A 19629-nucleotide genomic window follows, 5' to 3' on the forward strand; every position below is an offset into this window, starting at 1 on the left:
ATCAGGGTCGCATAAAGCCGTAGTCCTGATCGTCGTCGAGGTTTTCCGCAAGAAAGCGCAACTCGTCAGCCAGGTCTTCGGCGTTGCGCACCGCCTTGCTCTGTTGCACCACTGCACTGAGCAAGGCGCGCAAACTCAACCCCGGGTCAAAACCCACCTCTTGCGCCATCTCCAGACTCTGCCGGGTTTCCTGCCTCGCCCATTCGTACACACTCATGCCGCTGCTCCTGAAGGGATTTGCCCGAGCATGAAATTTCCCGCGCGTGACGGGTTTGATGTGGATCAAGACTTCGGATCGTCGTCCTTCCACGGCGCCGAAAGGTAGCGCGTGCGATTGAAGGTCTCCAGCCATTCAGGGCAGAACACCACCAATGCACTGATGACCATCCCGTTGATAAACGCCTCGGGGAATATGATCAGCCACAGGTAACCAATGAAGTCTTCCAGCCATTCCGGCATGGCAAAGAGGCCGTCGTACCAGAGCAAGGTCAGGCTCAGCAGCAGGCACAGTAACGCCGACAATGCAGCCGCCAGAAACCCGGAACAAAAGATGTACACGAACGGATTACGCGGCTGCGCACGTTCGACGAGAATCGCCACGCACTCGGTAACGGCCACCGGTAACAAGATAAACAGTGCACCGTTGACCCCAAGCGCCGCGAGATCCTGACGCCCGAGTAGCACCAGGCCGATTTGTGCGATCAGCCCGCCGACAATCGCCAGCGGCCAGTCGAGCAGAAGCGTTACCGCTGTCATGCCGATGAAGTGATAAGACACGCCGGTGTCGAAATCCCTGCGCACCAGCCACAACAGAAACAGGGCGAACACTGTGCCAAACAGCAGGTGCTGGCGACGGCTGTCGCTGAACAGCTCGACCCAAGGCGCGCGCATGATCGCCCAGAATAGCACTGGCAAATAAATCAGCCAGCCGAGCGTCAGACTTGTGAACGACAACAGTTCAGCACCGATCATGATTCCCTCACCTCTCCTTCGAATACCCTGTAGGAGCTGCCGAAGGCTGCGATATTTTGATCTTTAATAAACAGGATCAAAAGATCGCAGCCTTCGACAGCTTCTGCATGGGCGCGATTCCTGTGCTGAAAAGTCTACACCGCTCGATGCAAAGCTATCTGCTTGTCGCATTTGAACGCTAAGCTTGGGCCTATGGATGACTCAGATTATTTACGCCTGCTGACCATCGCGGCCGAGCAAGCCAACGCGTTCCTGTCCAATGCCCGCAAATGGGAGCGTGAGCGTTGGGTCTGCCAGCGCCTGCTGCAAGGCTTGAACATTCCCTACCGCGCCGACGAATTCGCCCCCGCCGGCGAGCCGCCGGACGTGCTGTTTCGCGACGCCAACTTTGAAGTGTTCTTCGTGCTCGATGAGGGCCGGCGGCTAAACGACGAATGGCGCGATGAATTGCAACGTCGACGCAGCGCCTTCTCGCTCAGCCAATTGGTACGCCGCGAAGCCAAACCCAAACGTATCCCGGCCAATGAGTTTCTTCTGCGACTGGCGCCAACCTTGCGTAAAAAAGCACACAACTACAAAGAACGCGGCATGGATCTGGGCGAACTGGATATCATCGCCTTCGCCAGTCTCAAGCGCGAAGTGCTGGATTTGAACAGCCACTTTCCGCCGCCGACCGAGTATTTGCGCCAAGGCTGGCGCTCACTGTCGCTGGTCGGTCCGACGTTCGCTCGGGTACTGTTTGCTCACCCGGATGCACCGGATTTCCTGCGTAGCAATCTCGGCCGCAGTATCGTTTTCGATGTCGGAATCAGCCTGTGACGCCACTTCAACAATTGATCGCCGATGTACCGCAAACCGGCCGCGTTCGCTGGATCGGCGTGCGCCCCGAATCCCGTGGGCCGATGATCGAGCTGGATGCCGTGGAAGCACGGCTGGAGGCCGGGCTGACCGGCGACCACGCTCGCCCTGGTTTACGTAACGCACGGCAGGTGACGCTGATTCAGTTCGAACATCTGCCAGTGATCAGCGCGTTGATGGGTCGCTCCGTCGATCAACCGGTCAGGCCTGAAGATCTGCGACGCAACCTCGTTATCAGCGGTATCAATTTGTTTAGCCTCAAGGGTCGGCGCTTTCGTATCGGTCAGGCCATATTCGAAACGACTGGCTGGTGTCAGCCTTGCGCACGCCTGCAGAACAACCTCGGCCCCGGCACCTTTCAAGCCGTGCGCGGGCATGGCGGAATTACCGCGCGGGTGTTACAAAGCGGGATCATTCGCCTCGATGATGGCGTGTCTGTCGAGCCGGTTCCGGACAGCGGCTATGCTGCGTTCAACCCCGGATAAAAACCGCTGTAGCTTGTTCACATTCAGCAACGTCTACCTGACGAGGCAATTATGACCAGCCGCCTGAACCCCGAAGACCAGAAACATGTCGAAGAGTACCTGCAACTGTCCCAACACCGTGTCGAGCGCCGGCCATTCCGGCCGTGGATGCTCCTGGTGCTGGTACTGGCAGTGACCATTGGTCTGGGCCTGTTGAGCCGATTTATCAGTTACCTGACGCTATGAGCTGCTTGGCGCTCGCTTGGGTAACCGCACCGATTTCCTTTAAAAACCTTGCGAGTTATCCCTATGTCCCATCGTATTGTTATTGTCGGCGGCGGCGCCGGCGGTCTGGAGTTGGCTACCCGTCTGGGTAAGACTCTGGGCAAGCGCGGCACGGCCAGCGTGATGCTGGTCGACGCCAACCTGACGCACATCTGGAAGCCCCTGCTGCACGAAGTGGCCGCCGGCTCGCTGAACTCTTCCGAAGACGAACTCAACTATGTTGCCCAAGCGAAATGGAACCACTTCGAGTTCCAGTTGGGACGCATGAGCGGGCTCGATCGCGCCCAAAAGAAAATCCAGCTGGCCGCCACCTACGACGAAAGCGGCGTAGAACTGGTGCCTGCGCGTGAAGTGCAGTACGACTCGCTGGTGATCAGCGTCGGCAGCACCACCAACGATTTCGGCACTCAGGGCGCGGCGCAGCACTGCCTGTTTCTCGATACCCGCAAACAGGCCGAGCGCTTCCACCAGCAACTGCTCAACCACTATCTGCGCGCGCATGCGGGGCAAACCGATGTGGTCGAGCAGATCAGCGTAGCCATCGTCGGTGCCGGCGCCACAGGCGTTGAGCTGGCCGCAGAGTTGCACAACGCGGCGCATGAACTGGCAGCATATGGTCTCGACCGGATCAAACCGGAAAACATGCACATCACCCTGATCGAAGCCGGGCCACGGGTGTTGCCAGCCTTGCCAGAACGCATCAGCGGCCCGGTGCACAAGACCCTGGAGAAACTCGGCGTCAACGTGATGACCAACGCTTCGGTCAGCGAAGTGACGGCCGACAGCCTGATCACCGCCGACGGCAACGAGATCAAGGCCAGTCTGAAAGTCTGGGCCGCAGGTATTCGGGCACCGGGTTTCCTCAAGGACATCGACGGCCTGGAAACCAACCGCATCAATCAACTGCAAGTGTTGCCGACGTTGCAAACCACCCGCGATGAAAACATCTTCGCTTTCGGTGACTGCGCCGCCTGCCCGCAGCCGGGCACCGATCGCAACGTACCGCCGCGTGCCCAAGCCGCGCACCAACAGGCGTCGTTGCTGGCCAAATCGCTGAAACTGCGCATCGAAGGCAAGACTTTGCCGGAGTACAAATACACCGACTACGGTTCGCTGATCTCGCTGTCGCGTTTCTCGGCCGTGGGTAACCTGATGGGCAACCTGACCGGCAGCGTGATGCTCGAAGGCTGGCTGGCGCGGATGTTTTACGTGTCGTTGTACCGCATGCACCAGATGGCGCTGTATGGGCCATTCCGCACAGCAATGCTGATGCTCGGCAGCAAGATTGGTCGCGGGACCGAGCCGCGCCTCAAACTGCACTAAACACTGTAGGAGTGAGCCTGCTCGCGACAGCGGTGTGTCAAATGACAAAGATGTCGTCTGACACACCGCTATCGCGAGCAGGCTCACTCCTACATTTGCTTTGCGATTCTGTCTCGTAGTGTATCTGCGCCCTCTATATCCCACCTTCGCTTACAAACTCCCCGCTCCGCGACACAGACGCGATACACCGCCACCGCTTAATGGCCACACCCGAGCAACACCTGCTCAGGCTCTCGTCCTTAACGTGTGGTTGCGTTGCGCAGCCCAGGAGAATGTAAATGTCCCGCACTTCGACTCTCGGTAAAAAATCCATCGGCCTGCTCGGCGCTGCACTGGCTGGCGGCCTGATGTTGTCCGGCTCGGTATTCGCTGCACAGCCGCTGGCTCAGGGCTACATGGCGGCCTCGGCAGAAACCTCGGTGAAAGCGCCGGAAGGCAAATGCGGTGAAGGTAAGTGTGGCGATGCGTCGATGGCGAAGACTGATACCGACGGCGACGGCAAGGTATCCCGCGCGGAATTCCTCAAGGTCGCGCCAAAGTCCGACTTCGACAAGATCGACACCAACCATGACGGCTTCATCGACGAGCAAGAGGCCTACAACAACGTGAAGGCCAATTTCGAAGCCAATGGCAAGAAAATGCCTAAAGGCCTGTTCGAGCACTTGAAGGATCAAGACGGCGCCTGATTGCCGGAAAAACCAAGCCGCGCTCTTTTTCGGAAAGCGCGGCTTTTTCGTGTCTGCCTGTTCATGAATTTGAGGCAAAAAATCCCCGTATCTTTCGATACGAGGATTTTTAATATGGTCGGGGTAAGGGGATTCGAACTCCTGACATCCTGCTCCCAAAGCAGGCGCGCTACCGGACTGCGCTATACCCCGGTAAAAAAAAGGCGACCTTTCAGTCGCCTTCTTCGATCAGCGCTTTTGGCCTCTGATCTTAAGATTCGATTCCAGCGTTAACTGGTTTCAAAAATGGTGGGTCGTGTGGGATTCGAACCTACGACCAATTGGTTAAAAGCCAACTGCTCTACCAACTGAGCTAACGACCCAAAAATGGTCGGGGTAAGGGGATTCGAACTCCTGACATCCTGCTCCCAAAGCAGGCGCGCTACCGGACTGCGCTATACCCCGGCTTGAAATTGGCTCCGTGACCAGGACTCGAACCTGGGACCCAATGATTAACAGTCATTTGCTCTACCGACTGAGCTATCACGGAACTACATATTTCAATTTACAACGGTGAAACTTACAGCTCTTAGACTCTCGTTCGCATCGCTGCGTTCGTGTGTCTGAGGCGCGCTATTCTACAACCTAGAACACCTCTGTCAACCCCCTAAATTGCTTTCAAGTTAATGATTTGCAACTTATTTCAGATTTCAACTCAGTGAGCTGAGACCGTCTTGGCGACTGACTGCGGGGCGCACTTTACAAGCCTTTTCCTTTGAGTTCAACAGCCTAACGAAAAAAAAGGCCCCACAATGTGGGGCCTGCCAATTTTCATTGGCGTTTGGACTTAGTTGAAAACGATTTCGTCGTTCTCGACCACGCCGGTTGCCGTGTCGCCTGGCATGAAATGACCCGAAAGGATCAATTGCGCCAACGGGTTTTCGATCCAGCGCTGGATCGCGCGTTTCAGAGGACGTGCGCCATACACCGGGTCGTAACCAACCGCGATCAGCTTGTCCATTGCTTCCGGACTCAGTTCCAGCTTCAGTTCACGCCCAGCCAGACGAGTACGCAGACGACCCAACTGGATCTCGGTAATGCCCGCGATCTGATCACGCGCCAGAGGCTCGAAGATCACCACTTCGTCGACCCGGTTGATGAACTCCGGACGGAAGTGCGACGTCAGCGCATCCATCACCGCAGCACGCTGCGCCTCCCGATCACCGACCAGTTCCTGAATCTGCACAGAACCGAGGTTCGAGGTCATCACGATCACGGTATTGCGGAAGTCCACCGTGCGGCCATGGCTGTCGGTCAAGCGACCATCCTCAAGCACTTGCAGCAGGATGTTGAACACATCCGGGTGCGCCTTCTCGACTTCGTCCAGCAGGATCACCGAATAAGGCTTGCGACGCACAGCCTCGGTCAGGTAACCGCCCTCTTCGTAACCGACGTATCCCGGTGGCGCACCGATCAGCCGTGCCACGGAATGTTTCTCCATGAACTCGGACATGTCGATCCGCACCATCGCCTCTTCTGTATCAAAGAGGAATTCGGCCAGGGCCTTGCACAGCTCGGTTTTACCGACACCGGTCGGGCCGAGGAACATGAACGAGCCGCTCGGACGATTCGGGTCGGACAACCCGGCACGCGAACGCCGTACGGCGTTGGCCACGGCGACCACGGCTTCTTCCTGGCCGATCACCCGTTTGTGCAACAGGCTTTCCATCTTCATCAGCTTGTCGCGCTCGCCTTCGAGCATTTTCGACACAGGGATGCCGGTCCATTTCGACACGACTTCAGCGATCTCTTCTTCAGTCACCTTGCTGCGCAGCAACTGGTTTTCGCTCTTGCCGTGCTGATCGACCATTTGCAGGCTGCGTTCCAGATCCGGGATCACCCCGTACTGCAACTCGGCCATGCGATTCAGATCGCCTTTACGACGAGCCGCTTCCAGCTCCTGACGCGACTGTTCGATCTTCTGCTGAATCTGTGCAGAACCCTGCACCTCGGCTTTTTCCGAGTTCCAGATTTCTTCCAGATCCGAATACTCACGCTCAAGACGGACGATTTCTTCCTGGAGTTTCTCCAGACGTTTCATCGCCGCTTCATCGCTTTCTTTCTTCAGCGCCTGCGATTCCACCTTCAACTGAATCAGGCGACGCTCCAGACGATCGAGCACTTCCGGTTTGGAGTCGATCTCCATACGGATACGGCTCGCGGCCTCGTCGATCAGGTCGATGGCCTTGTCCGGCAGTTGCCGATCGGTGATGTAGCGATGACTGAGCTTGGCCGCGGCAATGATTGCGCCGTCGGTGATCGCCACCTTGTGGTGAACCTCGTAACGCTCTTTGAGGCCGCGCAGGATGGCGATGGTGTCTTCTTCACTCGGCTCATCCACGAGGACTTTCTGGAAGCGTCGTTCGAGCGCTGCGTCCTTCTCTATATATTGGCGGTATTCGTTGAGCGTGGTCGCGCCGACGCAGTGCAACTCACCACGCGCCAAAGCAGGCTTGAGCATATTGCCGGCGTCCATCGAGCCTTCGCCTTTACCGGCGCCAACCATGGTGTGCAGTTCGTCGATGAACAGAATGATCTGCCCTTCCTGCTTCGACAGCTCATTGAGCAGCGATTTCAGGCGTTCTTCGAACTCACCGCGATACTTGGCACCGGCAATCAGCGCGCCCATATCCAGCGACAGCAAACGCTTGCCCTTGAGGCCATCCGGCACTTCGCCGTTGATGATGCGCTGGGCCAGACCTTCGGCAATCGCGGTTTTACCCACGCCAGGCTCACCGATCAGCACCGGGTTGTTCTTGGTGCGGCGTTGCAACACCTGAATGGTGCGACGAATTTCGTCGTCACGGCCGATCACCGGGTCGAGCTTGCCGTCTTCGGCGCGCTTGGTCAGGTCGACGGTGTATTTATCCAAAGCCTGACGCGACTCTTCGTGGTTGGCGTCATTAACTGCTTCGCCGCCACGCAGGTTGTTGATCGCGTTTTCCAGGGCTTTTTTGCTCACGCCCTGGCCGAGCAGCAACTTGCCAAGCTTGCTGTTCTCGTCCATTGCAGCGAGCAGCACCAGCTCACTGGAAATGAACTGGTCGCCCTTCTGCTGCGCCAGACGGTCAGCCTGATTAAGCAGGCGCGCCAGATCCTGCGACATATTCACGTCGCCGGTCGGGTTCTGGATTTTCGGTAATTGGTCGAGCTCTTTGGTCAGCTCTTTACGCAAGCTGTTGACGTCGAAGCCCACCTGCATCAGCAGAGGTTTGATCGAACCACCCTGCTGTTCAAGCATGGCTTGCATCAAGTGCGCCGGCTCGATGGCCGGATGATCGTGGCCGACAGCCAAAGACTGGGCGTCGGACAAGGCCAACTGTAATTTGCTGGTTAAACGGTCTATTCGCATAAGTCACCTTCCTTTTGAGCAGGCCGGACCTAAAAACCATCCTGAATAAAGAAACCTGCCAGATACCGCTATAGATGCGGTCGATTCTGGAAGATTCAAGCGTCAGAGGGTTGATTCAGGTCAGGCAAGTCTAGCGGGCGCCCAGCTTCGCAAATACGATCCTCTTTTGACGAGTGGCTGTTTTCGTCAGGCAAGGCGCCGCGACGAGTCATAGCCTGCTATGGCGAGAAGCGGCAACGCAGCGTGACGAAAAACAGACGCCGTCAAAAAGGAATCGTATTTGTGAGGCTGGGCGCCTCAAGCCAGATAAGGGAGGCGAAGCGACCAGTGCGCGAGGCACGGCGATAGGAGAAGAAGCGTGGATCGGTCACGGTGCAGAAACCGCCACCATAAACAGCGGTGACACCACGTTCAGCCAGACGCAGGCGCGCCAGCGTATAGATGTCAGCCATGAACTTGCCGGCATTGTGGCTCGGCACGAAAGCTGTGGCCGCTTCCGGCAATTGATTGATGAAGACTTCCCGAACTTCCAGGCCGACTTCGAAGGCTTGCGGGCCAATGGCAGGGCCGAGCCAGACAAGCACGTCTTGCGCCGGAACATCCAGCGTGTCGAGCGTCGCTTCCAGCACACCCGCCGCCAGACCACGCCAACCGGCATGAGCCGCCGCCACGCGGGTGCCGGCACGGTCGCAGAACAACGCGGGCAAGCAATCGGCCGTCATCGCCGCACAGGCAATGCCGGGCGTAGCGGTCCAACTGGCGTCAGCGGTCGCAACAATGCCCGGATCAGCATGCGCCACGGCAATCCCGTGCACTTGCTGCAACCAGGCAGGCTGTATAGAGAAGTGATCAGTCAGGCGCCGACGGTTCTCGGCGACAGCCTCAGGACGATCATCAACATGATCGCCCAGATTGAGGCTGTCGAACGGCGCCTCGCTGACACCGCCCTCGCGGGTGGTAACGCAGGCTTTGACGCTGGCCGGCGCAGGCCAGTCCGGCGTCAGCCAGTTCATCCGATGAATGCCTCGCGATCCTGTTTGAGCAGGGTCAGCAGCCAGACGAAATCTTCTGGCAGCGGCGATTCCCAGCTCATGCGCACACCGGTCGTCGGATGATCCAGTTCAAGGAAACGCGCGTGCAGGGCCTGACGCGGGAAGTTCTTGAGGGTTTCGACCATGTTCAGGTTCGCTGCCGGCGGAATGCGGAAACGACCGCCGTACGCCGGGTCGCCGACCAACGGGAAGTTGATGTGCGACATGTGTACGCGAATCTGGTGAGTACGACCGGTTTCCAGTTTCACCCGAACGTGGGTGTGGGAACGGAAGCGCTCCAGCACGCGGTAGTGGCTGACAGCAGGCTTGCCGCCTTCCATCACCGCCATGCGCTGGCGCTGCTGGCCGTGGCGACCGATCGGCGCGTTGATCTTGCCACCGGCGGTGACCACACCAATCACGATGCACTCATAGATGCGGCTGACGCTGCGACTCTGCAATTGAGTAACAAGCTTTGTCTGCGCCTGAATGGTCTTGGCCACCACCATCAGACCGGTGGTGTCCTTGTCCAGACGATGCACGATACCGGCGCGCGGGACATTGATGATGTCCGGCACGTGGTGCAGCAAGGCGTTGAGCAAGGTGCCATCAGCGTGACCGGCAGCCGGGTGCACCACCAGGCCCGCAGGCTTGTTGATCACCAGGATGTCGTCATCTTCATAGACGATGTCGAGTTCGATGTCCTGGGCGATCCACTCGCCCTGGGCTTCCTGCTCGGCAGTCAGCTCAAGGATGGCACCGCCGTGCACGATGTCGCGAGGGCGGATGACCGCCCCGTCCACAGTCAGGCGACCTTCTTTGATCCAGGCGGAAAGGCGCGAGCGTGAGTGCTCAGCGAAGAGTTGGGCAGCGACTTGATCGAGGCGTTGGCCGCCCAATTCGGACGGCACCTCTGCGCGAAGTTCAATTTTATCGGACATGCTCTGACTGTGCGTCGGCACAGCTTTTGGTTTCGGCTGCGCGCTTGTGGTTAAATACGGCGTCTTTTGCCCCGAGGCTTTTCAACGGGGCGCTCATCATAACAGGACGGCCCCGCCCAAGACAGCGGCCGTCATAGGGACGCAAGCCGCCATGCAAGTGAAACACCTGCTGCTGATCGCCATCCTCGCATTGACCGCTGCTTGCTCATCGAAGGAAGTCGTAGACGAAAACCTCAGCGAAGCCGAGCTGTATCAGCAGGCTCAGACTGACCTGGACAACAACAGCTACACCAGTGCCACAGCGAAGCTGAAGGCTCTGGAGTCGCGTTATCCGTTCGGTCGCTACGCCGATCAGGCACAGCTGGAGCTGATCTACGCCAACTATAAAAACGCCGAGCCAGAAGCTGCAAAGTCCGCCGCCGAGCGTTTCATTCGTTTGCATCCGCAGCACCCGAACGTGGATTACGCGTACTACCTTAAAGGTCTGACCTCTTTCGACCAGGACGTCGGCCTGCTGGCGCGCTTCCTGCCGCTGGACATGACCAAGCGTGACCCGGGCGCCGCGCGCGACTCGTACAACGAGTTCGCTCAGCTGACCAGCCGCTACCCGAACAGCCGCTACGCGCCGGACGCCAAGCAGCGCATGATTTATCTGCGCAACCTGCTGGCGGCCTACGAAATCCACGTGGCCGACTACTACCTGACCCGTCAGGCCTACGTTGCTGCCGCCAACCGTGGTCGCTATGTAGTGGAAAACTTCCAGGAAACCCCATCGGTCGGCGACGGCCTAGCGGTGATGACTGAAGCCTATCAGCGTCTGCACCTGGACGAACTGGCGGCCACCAGCCTGGAAACCCTGAAGCTCAACTACCCGAATCACCCGAGCCTGCAGGACGGTCAGTTCGTGCCACGGGTTGCCGAAGCCGATAACCGTTCGTTCCTGAGCAAGGCGACTTTGGGTCTGATCGAGTCGCGTCCACCGCTGCCGCCGGGCGAAACCCGCGCCAACCAGGACGTACAGAAGCAGTTCCAGGACGCGAAAGACGCGATCCCGAACGATCTCAAGCCTAAAGACGAAAACGGCGACGTGATCGAAGAACCGGAGCCTGAGTCCACCAGCGACCGTTCGTGGTTCAGCTACATGACCTTCGGCGTGTTCGACTGATCACACCGGATGGACAAAAAAGGGAGATCTGCGGATCTCCCTTTTTCATGTCCGCGCTTTAATAGGCTGTGCGCTAGTCGGGTCCTTGGCTAAACTGCCGGATCATCAGTCGAAAAGCCGCTCATCATGCTTCGTTTATTGTTCTGGATCGCCGTCATTTTCGCCGCGGTATGGCTCTGGCGTAAATTCAAGGCGCCCGTCGCTTCAAATCAATCCAACCGTGCCCCGCGCGAGCAAGACGCGTCGCCGATGGTGCGTTGCGCCCACTGCGGCGTACATCTGCCGCGCGACCGCGCGCTGAGCGTTCAACAACAGTGGTATTGCAGCCAGGCTCACCTCGAGCAAGGCCCGGGTGCCAGTGATCGCTGAGGCCGCCAACGCCGACAGCAAACAGGCTCAGCGTCTGCTGCGCCTTTATCATCTCTACCGTTTAAGTGTCGGCATCACCCTGGTGCTGTTGATCTCCAGCAACATGGACAACCGCCTGCTGACGTCGATTGACGACGATTTGCTGCGCAGCGGCAGTTGGCTGTATCTGGTGTTGAACATATTGCTGGTGGTGTTCCTCGAGAACACCCGACGCCCGGCGCAGCTGTTCAGCCTGGCGCTGGTCGACGTATTGCTGCTGTGCGGCTTGTTCTATGCCGCCGGCGGTGTCGCCAGCGCCATAGGCAATCTGCTGATCGTTTCAGTAGCAATCAGCAATACCCTCCTGCGCCGACGCATCGGCCTGCTGATCGCCGCCATAGGCGCACTCGGCATGGTCGGCTCAAGCTTTCTACTGGGCTTCAGCCACCCGCTCAGTGCCAATGATTACTTACAGGCCGGCACCCTCGGCGCCCTGTGCTTTGCCGCGTCGCTGCTGGTGCAGGGGCTGATTCGACGCCTGGAAGTCAGCGAAACACTCGCCGAGCAACGCGCGAGCGAAGTGGTCGGCCTCGAAGCGCTCAACGCATTGATCCTGCAACGCATGCGCACCGGCATCCTGGTGCTCGACGCGGAACGCCGGGTGCAACTGGCCAATCACAGCGCCCAGACCTTGCTCGCGCAAGCGCATTTAACGGGCCACATGATCGATGACTATTCGCCAGCGCTGGTTGATCGCCTGCAACTGTGGATGAATAACCCGACCTTGCGCCCGCAAAGCCTGAAGATCCCCGGCAACGGCCTCGAACTGCAGCCGAACTTCATCGCCCTCGAACAGAGTCCGAACCAGCAAACCCTGGTCTTCCTCGAAGACCTCGCGCAGGTCGCCCAACAAGCCCAGCAACTGAAACTCGCCGCACTCGGGCGTTTGACCGCCGGCATCTCGCACGAGATTCGCAATCCGCTCGGTGCCATCAGTCATGCCGCGCAGTTGTTGGCCGAGTCCGAGGAACTCGACGGCGCGGATCGGCGTCTGACGCAGATTATTCAAGATCACTCTCAGCGCATGAATCGTGTCATCGAAAACGTTCTGCAACTGTCCCGTCGCCAGCAAAGTGCGCCGCAACGGCTGGATCTCAAGCCGTGGCTGGAAAACTTCGTTGCTGAAAGCCGCGAGCAGGCCAGCGAGCGCCAGCAGATTCACCTTCGGATCAACTCGGGTGAATTCGCCACGCTGATGGACCCCGACCAGCTCACGCAAATTCTCGACAATCTGCTACGCAACGGCTGGCGCCACAGTGCCCTGCTGCATGAGCAGGCCCAGGTCTGGCTGGCGTTATTCGTCGACCCGGAAAGCCAGTTGGCCGTGCTCGAAGTGCAGGACAACGGCCCTGGTGTACCGCTCGATCAGCAAGCGCACCTGTTCGAACCGTTCTTTACCACCAGCAGCCAAGGCACCGGCCTTGGGCTTTATCTGTCCCGTGAGCTGTGCGAAAGCAACCAGGCGCGCCTAGACTTCAAACCACGCCAAGGCGGCGGCTGCTTTCGCATCACCTTTGCTCACGGACGGAAACAAAGTTGAACACGAGCCCACGGCAAAAAATCCTCATCGTCGACGACGAGCCGGATATCCGCGAACTCCTGGAAATTACCCTGGGACGGATGAAACTCGATACTTTCAGCGCACGCAATCGGGGTGAAGCCCAGGCACTGTTGCAGCGCGAAACCTTCGCACTGTGCCTGACCGACATGCGCCTGCCTGACGGTACGGGGCTGGAGCTGGTGCAGCATATCCAGCAACGGTATCCACAACTGCCGGTGGCGATGATCACCGCCTATGGCAGCCTGGAAACAGCAATCAACGCGCTGAAAGCCGGGGCGTTCGACTTCCTCACCAAACCGGTGGACCTCACGCGGCTGCGCGAACTGGTGGCTACAGCCTTGCGTATGCCCGCGGCTGGCAGTGCCTGTACCTCGATTGATCGGCGCTTGCTCGGCGATTCGCTGCCGATGCGTAATCTGCGCAAACAGATCGATAAACTCGCCCGCAGCCAGGCGCCGGTGTACATAAGCGGCGAATCCGGCAGCGGCAAGGAATTGGTCGCACGCCTGATTCACGAACAGGGGCCGCGCGCCCACCAGCCCTTTGTACCGGTGAACTGCGGGGCGATTCCTTCGGAGCTGATGGAAAGCGAGTTTTTTGGTCATCGCAAAGGCAGTTTCACCGGCGCGGTCGAGGACAAACCGGGGCTGTTTCAGGCGGCTCACGGCGGCACATTGTTTCTGGATGAAGTGGCGGACTTGCCGCTTTCGATGCAGGTGAAGTTGCTGCGGGCGATTCAGGAAAAAGCCGTACGCAGCGTCGGCGGCCAGCAGGAAAGCGTGGTCGATGTGCGGATTCTCTGCGCCACGCACAAGGATCTCGATGCCGAGGTCGCTGCCGGGCGTTTCCGTCAGGACCTTTATTACCGGTTGAACGTGATCGAACTGCGCGTGCCGTGCCTGCGTGAGCGCCGCGATGACATTGAAGTGTTGGCGGCTCATATGCTCAAGCGACTGGCCAGCGGTAGCGGCCAACCGGCGGCACGTCTACATGCAGCGGCATTGGAAGCGCTGAAGCGTTACCGCTTTCCGGGGAATGTGCGGGAACTGGAGAACGTGCTCGAGCGCGCGCACACCTTGTGCGAGAACCAGCTGATCGAGGCTGAGGACTTGCGGCTGAGCGAAGGCAATTGCGCGGCGGATGGCGGGATTGCCGATCTGACGCAGATCGATAACCTCGAGGATTATCTGGAAAACGTCGAGCGCAAACTGATTTTGCAGGCGCTGGAGGAAACCCGCTGGAATCGCACGGCGGCGGCGCAGCGCTTGAGTCTTTCGTTCAGATCGATGCGCTATCGACTGAAAAAACTCGGTCTGGATTAGCCTCTAAAAGATCGCAGCCTTCGGCAGCTCCTACAGGGAACGCATTTCAATGTAGGAGCTGCCGAAGGCTGCGATCTTTTGATCCTGACTTTAAATCCGCCCCGCAGGCGCATACGGCGTCGGATCGATAATCGGCGCCCGACCCAACATCACATCGGCAAACAACTGACACGACGCCGGCGCCAGCACCAGCCCATTGCGGTAATGCCCGCAGTTCAGCCACAAGCCATCAAACCCCGGCACCCGACCAATGTAGGGAATGCCTTCAGGCGAGCCCGGCCGCAACCCTGCCCAATGCCCCACCACTTCGGCATCCGCCAACGCCGGCAATAACTCGATCGCCGAAGCCTTGAGGCTTTCCAGCGCCACTTCGGTCGGCGTCTTGTCGTAGCCTTCATGCTCCAGCGTGCTGCCGATCAGGATATGTCCATCACGACGCGGGATTGCATAACGCCCCTTGGCCAGCACCATACTCGGCAGAAAATCTGCCTCGCACTTGTAGAGGATCATCTGGCCTTTGACAGGTTCGACCGGCAGCGACAGGTCCAGCGTCTTCAGTAGATCACCGCTCCAGGCGCCTGCCGTCAACACGACCTGATCGCCCTCGATGACACCTGTGGAAGTCTTTACGCCAACAACCCGCGCGCCCTCGCGAACAAAACCGCTGACTTCACATTGTTCGTGAACCGTCACGTTCGGCAGTGCCAACAGGGCTGCCTTCAACGATTTCACCAGACGCGGATTACGTACATTCGCGACATCGGCCATGTAGATCGCCCGCGAAAAACCGCCGCCAAGCACCGGCACCGCGTCATGCGCCGCCGAGATATCCACAGCCCGCAACGGGCGGTTTTCCCGTTCGGCCCAGGCCAGCGCTTCCGCTTCGTCTTCCAGATCCAGCCAATACAGGCCGGTGGTGTGTACTTCAGGATCAACGCCGGTATCGGCAAACAAGCGCTCACCGAGCTGTGGATAAAAATCCTGCGACCAGTGCGCCAGCGCAGTCACTGCCGGGCTATAACGCCACGGATACAACGGCGAAACGATACCGCCCCCCGCCCAGGACGATTCCTGGCCGACATTCGAACGATCCAGCAGCACCACGCTGCGCACTTCGGAGGCGAGGTTGTAAGCGGTCAGCAGGCCAATCACCCCGCCACCGACAATCACCACTTGCTGTTGCCTGGTCATGTTTGATCCAACCGTAAAAAAGACAGTGGGCGCAAAAGGCGCCCGAAAGAAAGCGCCTCAGCGGCCCCAGCAATCCTTGGTGGTCAGCCCGGTGGTCGCGTTGTTCATGCTTCTGACACCGGTATTGGTCAGGGTGAAATCCCCGCACTTGTCGGTGGCCATGGTCGTGCCGGTCTTGCGAGTCGCCGTCAGCAGGAACGTCTGGTCAGTGATCGTCGGCGTTATGGTGTAGAAATCATTACCCGCGCTCAACCCGGTGATCCCGGTGTAAACATTGTTCTTGGTATAGAACCGTTCGAGGATCTGCGATTGTTCCGACAGCAGCGTCACCACCTCGGCGCGACGGCCCTTCTTCACGTATTCGGTGAGGCTTGGATAGCCGATGGTGATGACGATCCCGATGATCGCAATCACGATCATGATTTCGATCAGGGTAAACCCGCGGTTGGATCTGCGCATGCCTCAAACTCTCACTTACTGTATTTGTCGCCACATGATGCGACGGCTGCCGCCGCCGCCCTTTTCCACCAGGGTGCTAATGGTGCCACTGGTATCGGTCACGACTTTGCCCGTCCCGCCATTGACGATGGAGTTCAGGGTCGGAATACCGCCATTGAACACCACGCCACTGGAAATCGTGTCATTGCTGTCAACCACGCCATCGGCATTGGTGTCGAGCACGGCGTAGTTGAGCATCTTACCGCTGAACGCATCGAGTTCGACCAGTTTGCCGGTACCGAAACTTGAACAGGGATCGGTGGTATCAACACTGGCAGTGGTAAACACAATCCGCCCAAGCACCAGACTGGCCTGATTGATCACCCGCTCGCCGGTCAACGCGCTGTTATACACCAGCGGCAAATACCAGCCCTTCTCTGCCGGATAGGTCGTGTCGTTCTGGGTCGTCGTCACGAACTGCCCGGTACTGCCGGAGAACACCCCGGTAATCGCCTGCGCCTGCAGGCTGCTGACCGTCAACTGCCCCGAACCACCATCGGCGTCCCACACTGAGTAGAAAGCCTGCAGATCCTTGTTGGTCTTGTCGGCCGTTTCGTTGAACTTGCCGGTGCCGAAGAAAATCTGTTTGCCACCCAGCGAGTTGTCCGCCAGCAACGGCTGGGCAGTGATCGGCTGCGTCGTGCCGCCGGCCGTGGTGAACAGCGGCTTGCCGGAAAATGCCACGCCCCAGCTGTCGGTGCTCGTCGCGCTCAAGTCGAACTTCCATAACCGCCCTTTCAAGTCACCACCATAAGCGGCTTGAACCACGTTCGATGAATTGACCTTGAGCTTTACCGACGACAGTCCGTTGGTGGTTTCAGTGCTGTCGATGACCATTTTCTTGATCAGCGAACCGTCGCGCACATCCAATACATACAGCGCCGCCACGCCCGAATTGCTGCCATAACCATTGGCGATGAATGCCGCCCAGCGACCATCGGCCAAGCGTGCCACTTCCGGGCGGGCGTAGGCATAACCCAGATCATTGAAAACGTTGGCTGTGCTGGCGGTGGTTGGCGCGCTGACTTCCCACAAGGCATTGAGCGCATTGCCCGCCGAAGCGTCGAACAATTGCAGCGCATAGAACGTCTTGCCACCGGCGCCTGTACCGCCGATGGCCAGGGTTTTCCAGGCACTGTTGAATTGCAGGTCATACACGCCGACCTGCCCATCCACCAGAAACTTGTGGCTGACGCCATTGATGTAGGCCGGGTCGGCAATCAGCCGTAGCGACGGCAACACACTGGACGGCATATAGGCGTAGCGCCGGGTACCGTTGGCCGAGTTGATGACATTGACGAAACCGTCGTTGGCATTCACCACCAGGCTGGTGTTCATGTTCGCGGCTTTGGTGGTCAGATAGGTGCTGTAAGTGGTGTCGCCCGACAGATCCGACGCGGTTTTGTCCGTGGGCGAGGCCAGTACCAGCGGCGAATTGATGATGTCGCCCAGCAGAACGCTGCGTACCTTGAGCCCGGTTTTGTTGGTGCCTTTGCTCCATTCCACCAGATCGCTACCGCTGATGCCGGTAGGCAGGCTCTGGCTCAGTGTGGTCTGTTGCGTGGCGGAGAAATTGCCGTAGGCAAGGGTGACCGCCGCGTTGCTCGAAGTGTTCCACGATTGATAAGTGGGCGCGGTGACGCCGGGCACTATCGTCGTATCGGTGGTCCAGAGTGTCGCTGAGGTATTCACTGCGCCAGCGGAATTGAAGGCAAATGACTTGATCGTGCCGCGCCAGTCCTTGGGGTCGTAGCTGGTCTGAAAAAAACTGCTGCTACTGCTCAGCGTGGTGCCACTGGTGACGCCACTGCCGCCAGAGCCAGCCTTGGAGGTGATATCGCTCAATGCCGATGACAAAGCCGTGTTGAGCCCGGCGCTGTCGTTTGCCTGGTAATACCTGCCCTGCCCGTAACTCGCAGCATCGGACAGCATGGTGTTGGCCGCCGTGAAGCCGACGGTGTAGGTGTTCATGTTCTGCTTGGGAAAATCCACCGCATTCCAACTTTTGCCCGCAGCATCAGTACCGGTCGAACGCATGTCGATATCGAAGGCGAATTTGGCGATGTCATCCAGATACAGCGTGTCGCCTTCGTTATCACCGTTAAGGTTGTTGCCATCATTGTTGACGCCGTCCCAGTTCGGTAAGCGACTGCCGCCCAACGGATCGTTGGTCGGAAAGGTACGGTCGAAGGTCGGCAAACCGTCGGTGATCACCACGCCATAGTTTTTCTGGCAACGGTACTGGATCGGGCTGGTGTAGGTGGTTGGCGTGGTGTTGTAGTACGGCGTCATGCCGCGCATGTAGCGGGTGATTTCGTAATAGGTTTCCGCCAATGGCGTGTTGGCCACAGCGCTCAAGCCATTAATCGACGAGATCAGTGCATTGTAGTTGGTGTCCGCCTGAGCCTGCGTCACGCTGCCGGTGACCGGGGCCAAATCGCTGATCGAACGGGCGATGTAGCCGCCATTCCCCTGGTTGCTGCTGGTAACCGGATTGAAGGTCGACAGGCCGATGCGCAAGGTCCGGTTGCTGCTCACCAACGCAGTCGACACGTTACGCGCAACGTTGATCCGGTAGTCGGTAGGGATCGTGCCGGTCGTAAAGTCACGGTTTGCACCATTGGCCAGCCCTACCAGATAGGCAATGTAATCGCCGGTGTATCGCGTGTTGCCACTACCGACCGGATCCGGCAGCTTCAGGCATTGTGGAATCAGGCTGTTGTTGTAAAACGCATAGGCGCCGCCCGAGCAACCGGAGGTCGGCAGGCTCGACAGAAACACCGGATCGCCGGTGATCGTTGATGACGTCAGGCACAGCCCGAGCACTGCGTTGCATTGCCGTGCGGGGGTGCGGGTAACCGTCGGATCAAACCCTGTCGCATAGATAATGCTGTTCATGCTGCCGGAGTCGTCGATCAGCAGCATCACATTGGGCGGTACCGCTGCAGCACTCAGCAGCGGTGAGTCGGAAGGCGTAAACGCCCAGGCCGGCGCCGCCAGATAAAAACTCAGCAACAGGCCAAGCAGCAGCATCCGGCACCGATCAATACTTCGCATAGACACTCTCCACTACGCTACGCGAAGTGCCGGCGATGCCGACAGCGGTCACTCGATACAGCGTCGCCGAAGTATTGCTCGGCACATTCACCGCAGTGAGCGTGGTGCCGATGTTCTGCACCCCATAAAAACCATTGCCGGCGGCGATCCAGGTCACGCCCGAAGTCGAATTGAGTCCAGCAGAACTGACCACCGAAGATTCCGCCGGTGGTGCACATTGAGTCGTGCTGGCACACACGGCCAATGAATAATTGGCAAGCTGCACGGCACTTTCACCGACACGTAACGTCGCCTCGGCCGTCTGGAATGACTGATTGCGCAGGCTCACACTGCCGGCCATTTTTTCCTGCAGATTGGCACTCTGCATCGAAGACAGACCGATCACGGTCAGCAGCAACAGAAACACCAGCGTGACCAGCAGCACCATGCCGCGCTGGGTCTGAGGCTGCTGGAGAGAACGACTCATCAGCCGGCCC

At 58.7% G+C, this 19629-nt stretch carries 18 protein-coding genes and 4 tRNA genes; 9 read left to right on the top strand and 13 right to left on the bottom strand.

The window, feature by feature from the left end:
- Window position 1: 1 nt before the first annotated feature.
- Complete coding sequence (locus tag JFT91_RS01130; protein WP_007959584.1) at window positions 2–217, bottom strand: hypothetical protein; 216 nt, start codon at window positions 215–217, stop codon at window positions 2–4.
- Window positions 218–282: 65 nt separating this feature from the next.
- Complete coding sequence (locus tag JFT91_RS01135; RefSeq protein WP_201231370.1) at window positions 283–972, bottom strand: energy-coupling factor ABC transporter permease; 690 nt, start codon at window positions 970–972, stop codon at window positions 283–285.
- Window positions 973–1164: 192 nt separating this feature from the next.
- Between JFT91_RS01135 and JFT91_RS01140 the strand changes: the two genes are divergently transcribed.
- The 5 genes from JFT91_RS01140 to JFT91_RS01160 all read left to right on the top strand — a co-directional run bounded on the left by JFT91_RS01140 (window position 1165) and on the right by JFT91_RS01160 (window position 4588).
- Complete coding sequence (locus tag JFT91_RS01140; RefSeq protein ID WP_007909887.1) at window positions 1165–1791, top strand: DUF1780 domain-containing protein; 627 nt, start codon at window positions 1165–1167, stop codon at window positions 1789–1791.
- A complete protein-coding gene (locus JFT91_RS01145) occupies window positions 1788–2315 on the top strand; it encodes an MOSC domain-containing protein (RefSeq protein ID WP_201231371.1) in 528 nt (175 codons plus the stop codon). Before JFT91_RS01140 ends, JFT91_RS01145 begins: the two co-directional genes overlap by 4 nt.
- 51 nt (window positions 2316–2366) lie before the next feature.
- Window positions 2367–2540 carry a DUF3094 domain-containing protein gene (locus tag JFT91_RS01150; RefSeq protein ID WP_007909875.1) on the top strand — a complete coding sequence of 58 codons (174 nt, stop codon included), beginning with the start codon at window positions 2367–2369 and terminating at the stop codon, window positions 2538–2540.
- A 63-nt stretch (window positions 2541–2603) separates the two neighbouring features.
- Window positions 2604–3902, top strand: a complete 1299-nt coding sequence (locus JFT91_RS01155) for an NAD(P)/FAD-dependent oxidoreductase (RefSeq protein ID WP_201228540.1) — start codon at window positions 2604–2606, stop codon at window positions 3900–3902.
- 278 nt (window positions 3903–4180) lie between these two features.
- The gene (locus JFT91_RS01160; RefSeq protein WP_201231372.1) at window positions 4181–4588 is read left to right on the top strand and encodes an HvfA family oxazolone/thioamide-modified RiPP metallophore; all 408 of its coding nucleotides are present in this window, start codon (window positions 4181–4183) and stop codon (window positions 4586–4588) included.
- A 115-nt stretch (window positions 4589–4703) separates the two neighbouring features.
- Here JFT91_RS01160 and JFT91_RS01165 read toward each other — a convergent pair.
- The 7 genes from JFT91_RS01165 to rluD form a co-directional block, all read right to left on the bottom strand.
- Window positions 4704–4780 (bottom strand) — tRNA-Pro (locus tag JFT91_RS01165).
- Between the two features lie 94 nt (window positions 4781–4874).
- Window positions 4875–4950, bottom strand: a tRNA-Lys gene (locus JFT91_RS01170).
- Between the two features lie 5 nt (window positions 4951–4955).
- Window positions 4956–5032 (bottom strand) — tRNA-Pro (locus JFT91_RS01175).
- 9 nt (window positions 5033–5041) lie between these two features.
- A tRNA-Asn gene (locus JFT91_RS01180) sits at window positions 5042–5117 on the bottom strand.
- A 297-nt stretch (window positions 5118–5414) separates the two neighbouring features.
- Complete coding sequence (clpB, locus tag JFT91_RS01185; RefSeq protein ID WP_201231373.1) at window positions 5415–7979, bottom strand: ATP-dependent chaperone ClpB; 2565 nt, start codon at window positions 7977–7979, stop codon at window positions 5415–5417.
- 263 nt (window positions 7980–8242) lie between these two features.
- A complete protein-coding gene (gene pgeF / locus JFT91_RS01190; protein WP_201231374.1) occupies window positions 8243–8992 on the bottom strand; it encodes a peptidoglycan editing factor PgeF in 750 nt (249 codons plus the stop codon).
- Complete coding sequence (gene rluD, locus JFT91_RS01195; protein WP_201148851.1) at window positions 8989–9951, bottom strand: 23S rRNA pseudouridine(1911/1915/1917) synthase RluD; 963 nt, start codon at window positions 9949–9951, stop codon at window positions 8989–8991. The genes pgeF and rluD overlap by 4 nt, the downstream gene beginning before the upstream one ends.
- 151 nt (window positions 9952–10102) lie before the next feature.
- Between rluD and JFT91_RS01200 the strand changes: the two genes are divergently transcribed.
- The 4 genes from JFT91_RS01200 (at window position 10103) to JFT91_RS01215 (ending at window position 14407) form a co-directional block, all read left to right on the top strand.
- Window positions 10103–11116 (top strand): outer membrane protein assembly factor BamD, encoded by a 1014-nt coding sequence (locus JFT91_RS01200; RefSeq protein WP_201228543.1) that lies wholly within the window; start codon window positions 10103–10105, stop codon window positions 11114–11116.
- A gap of 126 nt (window positions 11117–11242) precedes the next feature.
- On the top strand, window positions 11243–11485 hold the full coding sequence (locus JFT91_RS01205; protein ID WP_201231375.1) for a PP0621 family protein: 243 nt from the start codon (window positions 11243–11245) through the stop codon (window positions 11483–11485).
- Window positions 11475–13064: an ATP-binding protein gene (locus JFT91_RS01210; RefSeq protein ID WP_201232223.1), complete on the top strand. Its 1590-nt coding sequence runs from the start codon at window positions 11475–11477 to the stop codon at window positions 13062–13064. The genes JFT91_RS01205 and JFT91_RS01210 overlap by 11 nt, the downstream gene beginning before the upstream one ends.
- On the top strand, window positions 13061–14407 hold the full coding sequence (locus tag JFT91_RS01215; RefSeq protein WP_201231376.1) for a sigma-54-dependent transcriptional regulator: 1347 nt from the start codon (window positions 13061–13063) through the stop codon (window positions 14405–14407). The genes JFT91_RS01210 and JFT91_RS01215 overlap by 4 nt, the downstream gene beginning before the upstream one ends.
- A gap of 90 nt (window positions 14408–14497) precedes the next feature.
- Here the strand turns inward: JFT91_RS01215 and thiO are convergent, their stop codons facing one another.
- Genes thiO through JFT91_RS01235 form a run of 4 tightly spaced genes read right to left on the bottom strand, consistent with a single transcriptional unit; the run spans window position 14498 to window position 19619 of the window.
- On the bottom strand, window positions 14498–15598 hold the full coding sequence (gene thiO / locus JFT91_RS01220; protein ID WP_201231377.1) for a glycine oxidase ThiO: 1101 nt from the start codon (window positions 15596–15598) through the stop codon (window positions 14498–14500).
- A gap of 57 nt (window positions 15599–15655) precedes the next feature.
- Window positions 15656–16057, bottom strand: a complete 402-nt coding sequence (locus tag JFT91_RS01225) for a type IV pilin protein (protein ID WP_201228547.1) — start codon at window positions 16055–16057, stop codon at window positions 15656–15658.
- A 15-nt stretch (window positions 16058–16072) separates the two neighbouring features.
- The gene (locus JFT91_RS01230; protein ID WP_201231378.1) at window positions 16073–19153 is read right to left on the bottom strand and encodes a pilus assembly protein; all 3081 of its coding nucleotides are present in this window, start codon (window positions 19151–19153) and stop codon (window positions 16073–16075) included.
- Window positions 19140–19619, bottom strand: a complete 480-nt coding sequence (locus JFT91_RS01235) for a pilus assembly PilX family protein (RefSeq protein WP_201228549.1) — start codon at window positions 19617–19619, stop codon at window positions 19140–19142. The genes JFT91_RS01230 and JFT91_RS01235 overlap by 14 nt, the downstream gene beginning before the upstream one ends.
- Window positions 19620–19629 lie beyond the last annotated feature (10 nt).

Source organism: Pseudomonas sp. TH08, assembly GCF_016651275.1.
Lineage (GTDB): Bacteria > Pseudomonadota > Gammaproteobacteria > Pseudomonadales > Pseudomonadaceae > Aquipseudomonas.

Excerpts from the sequence above, each read along its gene's own strand:
- JFT91_RS01130 (WP_007959584.1), bottom strand. The coding sequence starts at position 217 with ATGAGTGTGTACGAATGGGCGAGGCAGGAAACCCGGCAGAGTCTGGAG.
- JFT91_RS01135 (WP_201231370.1), bottom strand. The coding sequence starts at position 972 with ATGATCGGTGCTGAACTGTTGTCGTTCACAAGTCTGACGCTCGGCTGG.
- JFT91_RS01140 (WP_007909887.1), top strand. The coding sequence starts at position 1,165 with ATGGATGACTCAGATTATTTACGCCTGCTGACCATCGCGGCCGAGCAA.
- JFT91_RS01150 (WP_007909875.1), top strand. The coding sequence starts at position 2,367 with ATGACCAGCCGCCTGAACCCCGAAGACCAGAAACATGTCGAAGAGTAC.
- JFT91_RS01155 (WP_201228540.1), top strand. The coding sequence starts at position 2,604 with ATGTCCCATCGTATTGTTATTGTCGGCGGCGGCGCCGGCGGTCTGGAG.
- JFT91_RS01160 (WP_201231372.1), top strand. The coding sequence starts at position 4,181 with ATGTCCCGCACTTCGACTCTCGGTAAAAAATCCATCGGCCTGCTCGGC.
- clpB (WP_201231373.1), bottom strand. The coding sequence starts at position 7,979 with ATGCGAATAGACCGTTTAACCAGCAAATTACAGTTGGCCTTGTCCGAC.
- pgeF (WP_201231374.1), bottom strand. The coding sequence starts at position 8,992 with ATGAACTGGCTGACGCCGGACTGGCCTGCGCCGGCCAGCGTCAAAGCC.
- rluD (WP_201148851.1), bottom strand. The coding sequence starts at position 9,951 with ATGTCCGATAAAATTGAACTTCGCGCAGAGGTGCCGTCCGAATTGGGC.
- JFT91_RS01200 (WP_201228543.1), top strand. The coding sequence starts at position 10,103 with ATGCAAGTGAAACACCTGCTGCTGATCGCCATCCTCGCATTGACCGCT.
- JFT91_RS01205 (WP_201231375.1), top strand. The coding sequence starts at position 11,243 with ATGCTTCGTTTATTGTTCTGGATCGCCGTCATTTTCGCCGCGGTATGG.
- thiO (WP_201231377.1), bottom strand. The coding sequence starts at position 15,598 with ATGACCAGGCAACAGCAAGTGGTGATTGTCGGTGGCGGGGTGATTGGC.
- JFT91_RS01225 (WP_201228547.1), bottom strand. The coding sequence starts at position 16,057 with ATGCGCAGATCCAACCGCGGGTTTACCCTGATCGAAATCATGATCGTG.
- JFT91_RS01230 (WP_201231378.1), bottom strand. The coding sequence starts at position 19,153 with ATGCGAAGTATTGATCGGTGCCGGATGCTGCTGCTTGGCCTGTTGCTG.
- JFT91_RS01235 (WP_201228549.1), bottom strand. The coding sequence starts at position 19,619 with ATGAGTCGTTCTCTCCAGCAGCCTCAGACCCAGCGCGGCATGGTGCTG.